Genomic DNA, 14,218 nt, shown 5'->3' with positions numbered 1-14,218 from the left:
TATTTCGTTTCGTGAAATGCAACAATCATTTTACGAACAAACTGCGGGACTCATCGAAGGCGGCGCGGATGTGTTGTGCGTGGAAACGTGTCAGGATTTGCTGCAAACAAAATCTGCGCTCGCGGCAATTTACGATTACTTTCTTTCCAAAAAAGTTCGCATTCCCGTGATTGTTTCCGTAACGATTGAAACGATGGGAACGATGTTGATGGGAACTGAAATTTCTGCTGCGCTTACTGCTATCGAGCCGTATGATATTGTTGATGTGTTCGGAATGAATTGCGCAACGGGACCGAAAGAGATGGAAGAAAATGTTCGCTACTTGTGTCAGAACTCACCGAAGTATGTTTTCGTAATGCCGAATGCTGGACTTCCCGAAAACATTGGCGGCAAAGCGTGTTATCATTTATCGCCGGACGAAATGGAACATTGGCTCAAACATTTCGTGAATGATTTGGGAGTGAATATGATTGGCGGTTGTTGCGGAACAACGCCGGAACATATTTCGAGATTAGTAAAAATTTCTGAAGAAGTTTCGAGTTACAAGTTGCGAGTTACAAGTTTTTCAACTCGTAACTCGCAACTCACAACTCGTAACTTTACTTTCACTCCGAGTTGTTCTTCAATTTATTCTTCACAAACTTTACACGTTGAACCCGCGCCGTTATTGATTGGCGAACGATGTAATGCCAATGGTTCAAAAAAATTTCGTGATTTGTTGCTTGCGGAAGATTACGATGGGATTGCGCAAATGGCGAAAGAGCAAATCAAAGAAGGCGCGCACGTGTTGGATATTTGCGTTGCGTATGTTGGTCGCGATGAAGTGCGTGATATGCGTGAAGTGATGAAGCGATTGAATACGCAAGTCAATTTGCCGCTGATGATTGATTCGACCGAAGCAAATGTGATTGAAGAAGCGTTGTTGCATTGTGCAGGACGAGCGATTATCAATTCCATAAATTTGGAAGATGGTGAAGAACGAATGTCGCATGTGCTTCCGTTGTGCAAAAAATATGGCGCGGCGGTTGTTGCATTGACGATTGACGAAAAAGGAATGGCAAAAACTGCGCAAGCAAAATTTGAAATTGCGAAACGCATTCGTGATTTAGCGGTGAACAAATTCAAAATGCGCGATGAAGATTTGATTTTCGATACTCTCACATTTACACTCGGAAGCGGCGATGAAGAGTTTCGGAAATCTGCGCTAGAAACGATTGATGCAATTCGCTTGATAAAAAAAGAATTTCCGAAATGTTTTACGAGTCTCGGCGTTTCCAATGTTTCATTTGGACTGAATGCGCATTTGCGGCATGTTCTCAATTCCGTGTTTCTTCACTACGCAATCGAAGCAGGACTCGATATGGCGATTGTTCACGCAAGTAAAATTATGCCGCTGTATAAAATAGAGGAGAAGGGGAGAGAGTTGTGCAGAGAATTGATTTTTGATGAGCGGAAGTTTGAAGTATTTGCGTAAACTATTTATAAAAAATAGAACGCGGATGACACGGATTCAACGGATAATCACGGAAAAAAAAATCTGTGCAAATCAGTTTCATCAGTGTAATCCGTGTTCTATTAACTGAAAATATAAATGATAACAATTATTCTCAATCAGGAGCGCGAGAAATCACTTCTCAGAAAACATCCGTGGATATTTAACGGCGCGATTAAAAATGTAAATGGAAAACCAAGTAACGGAGAAACAGTAGAAATATTTTCAAATGATGGAAAATTTCTTGCTCGCGGCGGATATTCAATTCGATCGCAAATTGCTTGTCGCGTTTGGTCGTTTGATGAAAGCGAAGAAATCAATTATGATTTTTTTCATCGGCGATTACAAAATGCAATTCAACTTCGTGAACAATTGAAAGACAAAATAAATTCAAACGCATTTCGGTTTGTCAATGCTGAATCGGATGGATTGCCGGGAATTGTGATTGATAAGTATGATGAATTTCTCGTTTGTCAATTTCTTACTGCCGGCGCAGAGTTTTGGAAAAAAGAAATAGTAGAACAAGTTAGGAAACTTGTTCTACCGAAAGGAATTTATGAACGCAGTGATGTTGATGTTCGTTCAAAAGAAGGATTAGAAATTTCAACGCGAGTTTTGTTTGGAGAAGAGCCGCCGGAGTTTTTACAAATAGAAGAAAGTGGTTTGAAATTTTTCGTTGATATAAAACGCGGGCATAAAACCGGTTTCTATCTTGACCAACGCGCGAACAGAAATTTTCTTTCAACGTTTTGTAAAGAAAAAACTGTGTTAAATTGTTTTTCCTACACAGGAGCGTTTGCTGTTCACGCATTAAAAGGCAGAGCAGAAATGGTTACGAATGTTGATTCATCAATGAGCGCGTTGGAGTTTGCGGAGAAAAATGTTTTGCTCAACGGATTTTCTTCTTCGCAAGTTGATAATGTGTGCGGCGATGTGTTTCAGTTTTTACGTCAGTGCAGAGATTCACGCAAACAATTTGATGTCATCATTCTCGACCCGCCGAAATTTGTTGATTCCAAAAATGTTTTAGAAAAAGCCGCACGTGGTTACAAAGATATCAACTTACTCGCGTTCAAACTTTTAAAGCCAAACGGCGTTCTCTTCACGTTTTCGTGTTCGGGTTTGATGCCAGCGGAATTGTTTCAGAAAATTGTTGCTGATGCGGCGGTTGATGCAAATCGTGATACGCAATTTCTATTTCGTCTTGGACAATCGTGCGACCATCCATTTGCAACAGGTTTTCCCGAAGGAGAATATTTAAAAGGATTTGTTTGCAGAGTGAAATAAGTTACGAGTTGCAAGTTACGAGTTGCAAGTTACGAGTTGCGAGTTACAAGTTACGAGTTACAAGTTTCGAGTTTCGAGTTGCAAGTAAATTATTACTCATCAACTCTTTTGATTTTCCAAAATCTACATCCTTATTTCTAAAACCTAAAATCTTTTGACTAAATACAAACTCACAATTGAATACGACGGAACGCGATATTCCGGATGGCAAGCGCAACAATATTCCAAAACAGTGCAGGGAACAATTTTAAAAGCGGCGGAACAAGTTTTTGGAAATCTGAAAGAAATTCAAGGCGCGGGAAGAACGGATGCCGGAGTACACGCGCTTGCACAAATTGCTCATCTCGTTGTTGCGAAAGAATTACCGACGAAAAAAATACAATTTGCGTTGAATGACTTACTTCCATTTGACATAAATATTTTGAGTGTAGAAAAAGTTCACGAACGATTTCACGCGCGACATTCAGCTATTTCCCGTAGTTACATTTACCAAATTTCAAAACGCAGAACTGCTTTCGGAAAAGAATTTGTGTGGTGGATTAAAGATGAATTGAATGTAAAAGCAATGCAAGAGGCAGCAAAAATATTTATTGGAATGCACGACTTTGCTTCGTTCGCGGATAAGAAATTGGAAAAAGGAGAAACGAAATGTTTAGTGGAAAGTGTCGAACTCGCAGAAGTTGATGAATTGATTTTGTTTCGTATTCGCGCTTCGCATTTTCTTTGGAAAATGGTTCGGAGAATTGTTGGGACGCTTGTGGAAGTTGGAAGAGGAAATATTTCCAAAGAGAAAATTGAATTCTATTTAAAAAAATATTCTAACGAACCAGCAGAATTTACCGCGCCGCCATCGGGACTTTTTCTCGAACAAATTTTATACGAAAAAGAAAAGTGGAACGAAGCATTAGTGCCTGCAATTCCACTTTCGATGCGAAGGTAAAATTCTCTGACGCGCTATTTCAGCAGCAATATTTTTTTCGTTTGAATAAATTCTCCGTTGTTCACTACGAGCCGATAGAAATATACACCGCTGGAAAGATTGAATGCATTGAATTCAATTTCGTGTACGCCTTCTTCTCTTTCCTCGTTGCGTAAAAGTTGCACGACTTCTTCTCCAAGGATATTATAGACGTTCAGTGAAACGGTTGCAATATCCGGAAGGGAGAAAGAAATTGTTGTTGTTGGATTGAACGGATTCGGATAATTTTGTTCGAGCATAATTGTTTGTGGAAGAAAATGCACGAAATCAAAATTATGCTTTGGCGGAATTCCTAAATCTCTTCGCAAAAACGTTTTCTCAAACATATAACCGTAACCTTTTATTCGTAATCCTCCATCGTAGAATGAAACGGTATCGTTGAACGAAAGAGTTTCGGGAGATGCAAATGCGTTGTTTATTCGCTCGATGATATTTGCGAGTAGCACAAAATTCGTCGAAGGACGATTTTTCCCGTATGTTAAAGCGGTATCTCCGATTTTTGCAAGTTCACGAATGGTTTTTCCATAATATGGAGTTGCCGTATCTTCGATGGCTTCGTAAAATAAATCGCCGAGGTAGTTAGAATCACCGGGAACCGTAATCTTTTCGTTGCTTGCGACGATGTTCATTTTCAATACGAGAAGTTCGCTTACAAGTTTATTGTTCATTTTTTTTAGTGTCGGTGCGCTATATGCTTTTTTATGTTTAAATGAATCTGCCGTTCCTGTTGAAGGAAACAATTTTATTAGAGATTTACCCTTACCTTTTCCTCCCTTAAAAAATGCCCATCCGTAACGCTTTGCGCTATCTTTATTGATTTGCGGAATACCGAGATACAGAAAACTTCCTTTGAAATAATTATACTCAAAAATCGTATCGCGAACATTTCCATAATTAGGCGTTGGGAAAGGAATTTTTTTTGTTGGTTTGACTTTGTTCGATTTTATACTCAGTTGTGCTTGAGTGAATGTTCTGAACGTAGCGGAATCGGGTTTCATTTTCCATTGTACAAACGTTATTTCTCCATCAATTCCGTTTTGAATTGTAATCGTATCGGAAATTCTCGTCGAGCGAACTCCATTTCCCTGCGAAATAATTCCGAGATGCGTCCAATCTGTGCTGTCGGAAATATACGCAACGTATTTTCCTTTTGGTAAATACGATTTGAAAAGAATGGTATCGCTCACAACAAATGTATCCGTTGGAGTTTCGAGTCCAAACAAATGAATGTCCCACGGTTTTGCAGTTCTGTCGTCGTATGTAAAATGAAAACTGCCGTCGCCGTCTTCCATATTTCGAATTGTTATGGAATGAGGAAGAAAATTTGCAAATTCTATAATGTTTGAAGTTCCTCCTTCAACATCGATTGTATCGAAGTAATATATTCCTTCGGCAGAAATTGCGTTTTGAATTTTTCCCAAAGAGATCCATTTTGTGCTTTCCGATTGTACAACAATATATTTTCCTTCGTTGCCAATGTATTGCAAGACGGTGTCGTTCACTTCTTGAATGAAATTTTGCTGTGCAACAGAATTTTTATACAGTTGCAAATGCCATTGTTTTGCAAATCTGTCAAACGAAGTTGCAAATGAACCATCGGCATCTTCGAGCGTGCGAACGGTGATACTTGTGATGAGATAATTGCCAAAATACAACGTATTGAAATTGCTTCCCGAAATCATTTCGACGGCAAAAGAAGAATCGGGAACGCTACGCGCATATCCGAATTGAAGAACTTCCGTAACAGTATATATTCCGTACGGAAGCGAAGTTAGAGAAAACATTCCTTGGGCGTTGGAAAAAAGTGTTGTGTCAATTGGACCATCAACAACGATTTGCCAGTTAGGAAGAATTCCTTCAGATTCGTCGCGAGTTCCATTTGCGTTTGCGTCGTAAAAAACAATTCCACTTATTGAGCCGAGTTTAAAATTTCCGAAATCTTTTCCTGTAACATCTACTCCGCTGTCTAACGGAATTGAATAAGTTGCCGGCGCACTTGGCAATGTTTGAACCCATCCGTTTTGCGTTACTTCACTCACATTGTAATTGCCTTGTTTTAATCCGGAAAAATAATAGTTACCGTTTTCATCGGTAAGAGTGGAAATATTATGCGTTCCTGTTAAAGCAATATTCCAGTTGGGAAGTCCCGGTTCTCCGGAATCAAATGCACCATTGCCATTTAGGTCATTAAAATTTTTTCCTGCAATAGAAGAAGGAAGAAATTGAAACGTTACAAGAAAATCATCTATTGCCCATCCTTCTCTTCCGTCGGATTCATCGGAAGCAAGTCGAAAACGGAATTGCACTCTTCCATATCCCGCAAAATCATGAAGAATGATACGCGAATATATCCATCCACTGTCGTTTCCCTGAATTCCGAGTGAACTTCCCGTCCAGTTTGGTCCGGGAATGGAATCTGTGGGATTGTTACTGTTGTACCAATTGAATGTATTTGTTGTGTCATTGAAATCGCCGAGAATTTGAAATTCGCTTCCATCAACACTGTATTCAAGTGTAACTGCATCTAAATTATTTTCTAGTTCGAAGTTATGATAGAAACTCAATACCGGGTCTTCAATTAAACTTGCAAAGTTGAATATTGGCGTAAGATAAAATGAGTTTTCAAAGTCTTTGTAATTCGAAAGAGTATCCGTTACGAGACAATTCGGTTGACTGTATGCACGGGATATTTGTGTTTTTCGTGGTGTTCCTTTTTGCCACGAATTGACAAGAGAAATAGAACTATTGAACCATCCTGAATCACTAAGCCCATCGAAATTTTCCAGATATGGAATTTTGTTGATGATATTTGTAATGCCGATAGTTTTCGAATTGTAATTATTTGTCGAGTCGCCGTCGCTTGCAATAAACAACCGCACATAAATTTGTTTATATCCTGTGAGTTGGGGAATAAATGATGTACTGAACGTAGCCGTGAATGATTTTGGAGAACCACCCCAAATCGGAAGAAACACTTGTGAAACGCCATCATTTGTTGATGAAGGAATAGAACCTTCTTTGTATGTAAGAACGACGGACGCAGGAGGAGTATTGGAAGTAAGCCACGTAATTCTTGCTTTCACTGAAATAGGATTCCCTATAACGTATGGCGCAGATTGCAATGTAACGGAAGATATTGTAGCATCGCTTGAAGGTATTGTTCCGATGCGAATATTGTCAATGTATAAATTATTCCCGAAATCGTTTGCGGCAACAAAAGCGAATATGCAATTGTTTCCGCTTACGTTTGCAGGAAGTTTTACGCTTTTCGTTTTCCATTGTGTAAGAGTTGGAATAAACGGGTCCGATTGGTCGGAAGTTGTTTTGAGCGAATCGCCTCCTTTTGCAAATAATATAATATCAAACGAAGTACCGGCGTTTGTTGAAAGCGCAACGATTAGCGATTCGCTGCTTCCTCCGCTGTACTGAGCATACGCAACGTCGAATTTGATTGAATCCTGATTGGTTGCTGTTAAACCGCTGAAGAGAGGAGTTTTCAATGTATCGTAAGCAAACAAATTATTGTATTCATAGCAATTAATGAATGCGGAAGAAGTTCCATCACCAAAACTGCTTGCGGAAGCGGAGCGTTCCCACGTAGTAGCAGAATCGGGATTACTGATTGTCCAGCCGGAAGGTGGAAAGTCAATTCCTTCAAATCGTTCTGTGAAATAATTTCCGAGAACAGTTACGGGCAAACCGTATTTGAAAGAATATTGTTTCTTCTTTTGAAATGAACGTGAATGTTGTTTCTTGGAAGATATATTTTTTTGTTGTGAAATTGTTTGTTCGAGAGTGAACGAACAAAGGAACATAAAAAGAAAAAAAGAAGTAACAAATTGCTTCATAAAAAGTACCTTGTGTAAAAAAAAGTGAGTGGGCGATTCTGAAAAAAGTAGAACCGCCCGAAATATTTTACTTAATTACAATCATTTTCCGAACATCATAATATTCGCCATTATTTGCAACAACACGATAAAAATAGACTTCAGCAGAGAATGAACTTGCATCAAAGAAAACCTCGTGCGTTCCTTCTTTTTTTCTCCAGCAAAATTTCCTTCATCGTAACGAGAAACCCAATATTCACTGCTTGAGGAAGAATATCGAATAGTTGTAATATCGCAACCATTTGCAGTATCTTTGCTTGAACAAGTAACATAAATGTAGTGGTTGCTTGATGTACTGCTTAACATAATTCCACCGGGAATATAACTTTTATTCGCTGTTCCATCGTATTGTTTATACCAAATTGTATCACCAGTTGTGATGTGGAAGATTGAGTGAGATTGAAATGTCATGAGTAAAGATGTTTTAACAAGTCGCGTAAGGATTTTCCTTTGTTATGATGATGAAATATATTTTTTTAAAAAACTCATACAAAATTTACTATAAAAAAAGAAGGAATCAAAGTGTTGATTCTATTTCTTTCGGATTATTTTATTAATAACATTTTTCACTTGTGTCGTCGAAGGAAGAGATCATTATCTCCTTCGAATGCGGTTGCATCCATTCTGTAGAAATACACTCCCGATAATAAATTTGCCGCATTGAAAATTATTTCCTGCGTTCCTTTTTCTATTGGCATTTATCGTTTCCTTTTGTACTTTTGTCCATCGTTTTTGAAAATGGATACTGTTAGACTCAAATATGAATGACGTCCATCGCGTATCAAAACGCACGCATCGTTGCAGGATAATACGCCGGCACCTGCATATTGCACTTATTTCGTTCAATGCATTATTCTGCTCTTCTGCATTGCATTCTTCCCTTTCTTCACAACCCTTATTTTCGGACTCATCATCATTTCCTTACCACGTCGTCTTTAAACCATTTCCATTATTGCTCAGTGGTTCACAGACCTTTATTGATATTGACGGCGATGGTATTGATGAAATTATTGAAATAAGCGCTGGAAATAAACCGAATACAAGTTATGTGTTAAGCCGAACAATAGACGGCACTGTGATTGACCAAACAAACCTGCCGAAAACCGACGATGTAATTTTATGTGATGATTTACTCGATGTTTCTTCCGACGGACACAAAGAAATTATAATCGGTACAAAAGAGAACGATACGCTCTTTTGTTATACAATCAATCTTTATCAACATCCATCACGTTACAAGTTCCCGTTATACACAGCGCCGAACCTCCCTCCCGATGTGAATATCGACCTGAGAACAGTGTATCAAACGAGTGAAGGAAAACAATACCTGCTCGGCATCTTTACAGCGAGTTTGTCGTTGCAGCCCCGCGGACTCGCTGCGTTCGATATTTCTTCCGGCAAACGGGCGTGGACATACTTGATAGGCGCATGGCCCAATTTTCCTCTCATTGCCGACGTCAACAATGACGGAAAAAAAGAGATATATCTCAGTGCAAATGCCCCTTCAAACGGTTCGATTGCGAACGGTATAGACGATTTTCATTCGTACGTGATTGCATTAACGGAGAACGGAACTCTCCTTTGGAAAAAAATTCTCGGCAACGAAATCTCGATGTCACGCGTCATCATTTCCGATATTGATATGAACGGGAACGATGAGTTGCTCTGTATTTTTTCAAGTGCCAATAAAGTCTTTGAAAAAAGTTTCATTGCAGTTATAGACCCGCTGACCGGTGTAATTCTGAAGAAGAAAGAATTTGTCGAACGATTCGCTAACGCAAGTACGATATTTACGCTTCACGTGAACGATGAAAAGCAGGTACTTCTTTGTATGGAAAGTGGAATTCTCGTCCTCCTTAATCAAAATTTGGATATTGTGAAGGAACTGCACATTGCGGATGGTATAGATTATTACAAATGCTTCGATATTTACGGCGACGAAGATGAAGAAATATTGCTGAGAACGAAATCCAGTGATTATCTTATTTTCAACAACGCGTTAGAACCCCTTGCGCGTGTTGGAAACATAACTCAGGTTCATGTTATTCGGACAGCGCGCAGCGAAAAACAACTTGTTTTGAGTAATGAACATTCCGTACGGTTAGGAACATTACATTTGAAAACAGGTGTCGCGTGGTATTGGATTCAACTCTCGCTTTTCGTTCTTCTTCTTGCATCGGGTATCGGGTTGTTTACGTTTATGTTGTACCGTTTGCTTTTTTTCCTTCAACTCTTTATCACGCTCAGCAGACATACCCATAACACCGCAATTATGGTTGTTCGACGTAACGGAAAGGTGCAGTACGTGAATAATTTTTTCCACCATCTCTTTGAGGACGATACACTCACGGACAAACGGTACTGGAACAATTATTTTGTAGATGCAGCAGCGGAAAAGCCAACGTACAGCGTAGAAATTTTTCACACTCTTACCAAAGCATTTCAACTAACGAGCAGTTCCGAATACGGCGTAAATATCATTCAGAATAACGAACCCGTACATCTACTGCTCAAGGTGCATCCTCTCTGTTTTGCTAAGGTACGCCTTGGGTGGCTTGTTGTGTTTATGGATATTTCCACTTCACTCAAAACCGAACGCGCGCTCAACTGGACACTCATCACACAAAATATGGCGCACGAAATGAAAACTCCTCTCTCGACAATATGGTTTACTCTCGAACGCATCCGGCAACAAAAAGACGAACCAACTGCTGCAGGAAACGAAGAACATCTCATGAAATCCATCGAAGAAGAAATTCGGCGGCTCGACAGATACGTCAAGGGCTTTATGAAATTATCGCACCTCAACCCGTCAAATCTTCAGGAAACAGACTTCAATGCTGTACTTCGTGAATTTCTTGAAATGTATGCAGAAAAATTACCCCACACCGTTGTTTTCCAGAACGATTTTTCTCACGACCTTCCTTCTGTAAAACTTGACGTACATTTATTCAATATCGCCGTTACGAATTTACTCGATAATGCAGTGGATTCGATGGAAGGGAAAGGAACAATAAAACTGGCAACCTACGTGGCACAGAATTTGAGTACTACGTTTGTCTGTCTGTCTGTTGCCGATACAGGTTGCGGAATCAGACAAGAAGATTACACGAAAATTTTTGCACCTTATTTTTCAAAATCGGAAAATGGAACCGGACTTGGACTTGTCATTACAAAGAAAATCGTCGAAGAACATAACGGCACAATTTCCTTTACCTCGCGGGAAGGATTGGGAACGGAATTTACGCTCTGTTTCCCCGCTGTCCCGACCGGAGTTTGATATGCCAAACGCTATTCTCCTTGTTGATGACGATGAAAAACTTCTCCGCAGTATTGCAGAGGTCGTTCATCATTACGGCTACACGCTGTACACGGCGCGGAACGGAAACGATGCCCGTGAGTTATTCAAAAAACACAGCGTTGGCGTCGTCTTGCTCGATATCAACTTACCCGACGTAAGCGGCGAAGAATTACTCCAGGAATTTGTGCGTCAAAAACCGATGACTTCGGTGGTAATGATTTCCGGTTTTGGTACCATTGAACGCGCAGTAAAATGTACGAAGTGGGGCGCGTATGACTTTCTGGAAAAACCTCTCGAACCGCAGCGCGTTCTCACTACCGTGAGGAATGCGATGCAGAAATTTCATCTCGAAGCCGCGCAGCAAACCTTGGTTGAAGAAATGTTGAAACATTACGGTATTGTGGGCGTCAGCGAAGTGATGAAAAAAATTTATTCCGATGCGAGCCGTATTGCAAAATACGATACGCCCGTTCTCATCACCGGTGAAAGCGGAACAGGAAAAGAGTGTCTGGCGCAACTCATTCACCGGCTTTCCGGACGCGCATCGTTTGTTCCGTTTAATTGCGCCGCTGTTCCTCAGGAATTGATTGAAAGCGAACTCTTCGGCCACACGAAAGGCGCATTTACCGGCGCAACGAGTGATAAACAGGGTAAATTTCAACTCGCAGATAACGGCACGCTCTTTCTCGATGAAATCGGCGATATGAGTTTGAATATGCAGTCGAAAATTCTGCGCGCCCTCGAAACAAAAGACGTGAGCAAAGTCGGAGGAAATGAAACCGAACGGGTGAACGCGCGGTGTATTGCGGCAACGAATAAAAATCTCTCCTCCGAAATCCGCAACGGAAAATTCCGTGAAGATTTGCTCTACCGGTTGCGCGGTATTACGTTTCATCTTCCTCCGCTCCGCGAACGACGCGATGACATTCCCCATCTTGCGCGGTATTTTCTCTCCGAGTGGTGCAAGAAAAACAAAACGGAACACAAACGTCTTTCTGAGCGCACGGAACATATCGTGCAGGAACAGGATTGGAGAGGAAACGTGCGCGAACTGAAATACGTTGTTGAAACGCTTGCAATGTATTCCGATAATGAAACGATTGACCATATCCAAACACAAAGTCTTCTTGCTTCTCTCGATGAGCCGCAGTTCTCCTCGCTCGATTACAGAACATACCAACAGTCGCTCCCTCTCCACGAAGCCCTCGAACATTTCGAGAAAAACCTGATACAACAATCGCTCCTCGAAACGCAGGGCAACATATCCCACGCGGCAGAAAAACTCCACATTGACAGAGCCCACCTCTCGAAAAAAATAAAACGGTTTGGGTTGAAGTAACAATGCATCACGAAATGGAGTCCACTTCACAAGTGGACTCCATTTTACTTTTTGTGCTGTGTTGTTTTTTCACGGTGAGGTGTGTGAAAGAGGAACGGAGGTAAGGGATAACATCATTTTTTATACGAGGTAATAGACAGATTTTATTTTCATATACAAAATGGCATAGTACTTGTGTAAAATTTTCAATATCAACCAATTTAAAATAAAAAATATCTTAATTCATATGTGTAGAATGCATTTTTTTCGATTCCTTACTTTTTTTTTATTTGGAATGCTGTTTCCATACTCCGCAAAAAGCCAAGTGTGGTGTCCACTTGGTGATGGGGTAAATAATACCGTGAGAGCACTCGCCGAATATAATTCTTACTTATATGTAGGAGGAAGTTTTGATAAAGCAGGGAATAAATATATATCTTGTATAGCAATGTATAATGAACCGTTCTGGTACCCATTAACAAAATCAAGCAGGTCATCTGCTCCAAATTCAATTTTCGAGAGTGGATCAGTTTATGCCCTTTCCGTATTTAAAAACAAATTATATATAGGTGGTAATTTTAGACGTAATCAACCATCATCGAAAGAATATATAATACGATGGGATGAAAAAATAATCACTTCAGTAGGGAACGGAGTTGGAAAACTCAATAGTAATAACTCGGTTTATGCGCTGGAAGTCTATAATGACGAATTATATGCCGGTGGAATATTTTCATCTACGGGTAGTATGGCGGCAAATAATATTGCCACTTGGGATGATACTCTTTGGCACTCGTTAAGCGAAGGAACAAATGGTCCTGTTTACTCCCTCGTAAACTATAAGGATAACGTTAATTATACTAATTCTTTGCACGTCGGAGGTTCATTTACAAGAGCTGGAAATTCTAATGCCAATAATACTGCGAGATGGAATACTATCGAACCAATAAAACTACTCGTCATAGAACCAAGCAACCAAACAGACATTGCACAATATTTAAACGACTTAGCCCCCCCGAACTTAATGGATACCATAGTAACCACAGCTGAATTTTCTGCCTTATCTAATCTCTACGATTACAATGTTATGATAGTCGGAAGTGGAATCACAGACTACTCTGCATTAACATCAAGGAGGTTAGAAATTCAGGACTATATAAATGCTGGAAATGGACTCATTGTTCTTTCTCCCGATGTCAATAATGGACTATCATGGTTACCCCTATCAGTAAATGGTGAACAATACACTGGTAATCAAGTCACTATGTCAAAGCCAAATCATCCTATTCTTAAAGAACTCTCAAATACATTATTAAGTAACTGGAATTCTTCATATAATAATTATTTCTCATCGTTTGACGCATTAAACTTTGAGAGTGTAGCAATAACTCCTGAAATAGGAAATTACCCTATCACTCTTACAGGTAATTTTGGACTTGGAAGAATTGTCATTACTGGACAGGATATCGATGCACATCTTACAGAAAACGGTGCAAGTAGACTGTTCTCAAACATACTTCAGTGGGTGGGAAAAAAAGACTTACAAATTATTTCTCGCTGGTTAAATACTGGCAACGGATTGAATGGTACCGTGTATTGTTTTGCAATTTATAATGGTGAATTATATGCAGGTGGCAATTTTACAATTGCAGGAACTAGTGTCGTCAATATTGCAAAATTAAATAATGATACATGGGAAGGGATAGGTACCCTTGGTCTATCGGGACCTGTCTTATCACTCGCTGTCCATCAAAATGAATTATATGTTGGTGGTAAGTTTTCTACGGTTGATGGAATTACCGCAAATAACATAGCAAAATGGAATAGTACGAATTGGCAATCAGTTGGCGAAGGTTTTGATGATACAGTGTACGCATTAATTTCATACAGAAATTTGCTCTATGCCGGTGGTGCATTTAAAACGAGTGGAGGAATAACCGTTAATCATATTGCT

The 14,218-nt window shown here is 39.8% G+C and carries 8 protein-coding genes; 6 read left to right on the top strand and 2 right to left on the bottom strand.

The window, feature by feature from the left end:
• The 3 genes from FJ218_08605 to truA form a co-directional block, all read left to right on the top strand.
• On the top strand, nucleotides 1-1,474 hold a 1,474-nt coding region (locus tag FJ218_08605), incomplete at its 5' end, for a methionine synthase (protein ID MBM4166958.1).
• 117 nt (nucleotides 1,475-1,591) lie between these two features.
• Nucleotides 1,592-2,779: a methyltransferase domain-containing protein gene (locus FJ218_08600; GenBank protein ID MBM4166957.1), complete on the top strand. Its 1,188-nt coding sequence runs from the start codon at nucleotides 1,592-1,594 to the stop codon at nucleotides 2,777-2,779.
• 154 nt (nucleotides 2,780-2,933) lie between these two features.
• Nucleotides 2,934-3,719, top strand: a complete 786-nt coding sequence (gene truA, locus FJ218_08595; protein ID MBM4166956.1) for a tRNA pseudouridine(38-40) synthase TruA — start codon at nucleotides 2,934-2,936, stop codon at nucleotides 3,717-3,719.
• Between the two features lie 14 nt (nucleotides 3,720-3,733).
• On the opposite strand, the gene FJ218_08590 is transcribed toward truA, so the two are convergent.
• The gene (locus tag FJ218_08590) at nucleotides 3,734-7,606 is read right to left on the bottom strand and encodes a T9SS type A sorting domain-containing protein (GenBank protein MBM4166955.1); all 3,873 of its coding nucleotides are present in this window, start codon (nucleotides 7,604-7,606) and stop codon (nucleotides 3,734-3,736) included.
• An 81-nt stretch (nucleotides 7,607-7,687) separates the two neighbouring features.
• The gene (locus FJ218_08585) at nucleotides 7,688-8,056 is read right to left on the bottom strand and encodes a hypothetical protein (GenBank protein ID MBM4166954.1); all 369 of its coding nucleotides are present in this window, start codon (nucleotides 8,054-8,056) and stop codon (nucleotides 7,688-7,690) included.
• 349 nt (nucleotides 8,057-8,405) lie between these two features.
• Between FJ218_08585 and FJ218_08580 the strand changes: the two genes are divergently transcribed.
• The 3 genes from FJ218_08580 to FJ218_08570 form a co-directional block, all read left to right on the top strand.
• A complete protein-coding gene (locus FJ218_08580; protein ID MBM4166953.1) occupies nucleotides 8,406-10,925 on the top strand; it encodes a hypothetical protein in 2,520 nt (839 codons plus the stop codon).
• Nucleotides 10,792-12,285, top strand: coding sequence for a sigma-54-dependent Fis family transcriptional regulator (locus tag FJ218_08575; GenBank protein MBM4166952.1), 1,494 nt, complete (start codon nucleotides 10,792-10,794; stop codon nucleotides 12,283-12,285). The genes FJ218_08580 and FJ218_08575 overlap by 134 nt, the downstream gene beginning before the upstream one ends.
• 226 nt (nucleotides 12,286-12,511) lie before the next feature.
• Nucleotides 12,512-14,218: hypothetical protein (locus tag FJ218_08570; GenBank protein MBM4166951.1), on the top strand; the 1,707-nt coding region annotated here is incomplete at its 3' end.

It is taken from the genome of Ignavibacteria bacterium (genome assembly GCA_016873775.1).
Taxonomy (GTDB): Bacteria; Bacteroidota; Ignavibacteria; order UBA10030; family F1-140-MAGs086; genus JAGXRH01.
This window is presented reverse-complemented; position numbering and strand designations above follow the sequence as displayed.

What these genes read in the sequence shown, in the direction of transcription:
- FJ218_08600 (MBM4166957.1), top strand. Translation starts at nt 1,592, where the DNA reads ATGATAACAATTATTCTCAATCAGGAGCGCGAGAAATCACTTCTCAGA.
- FJ218_08590 (MBM4166955.1), bottom strand. Translation starts at nt 7,606, where the DNA reads ATGAAGCAATTTGTTACTTCTTTTTTTCTTTTTATGTTCCTTTGTTCG.
- FJ218_08585 (MBM4166954.1), bottom strand. Translation starts at nt 8,056, where the DNA reads ATGACATTTCAATCTCACTCAATCTTCCACATCACAACTGGTGATACA.
- FJ218_08580 (MBM4166953.1), top strand. Translation starts at nt 8,406, where the DNA reads ATGAATGACGTCCATCGCGTATCAAAACGCACGCATCGTTGCAGGATA.
- FJ218_08575 (MBM4166952.1), top strand. Translation starts at nt 10,792, where the DNA reads ATGGAACCGGACTTGGACTTGTCATTACAAAGAAAATCGTCGAAGAAC.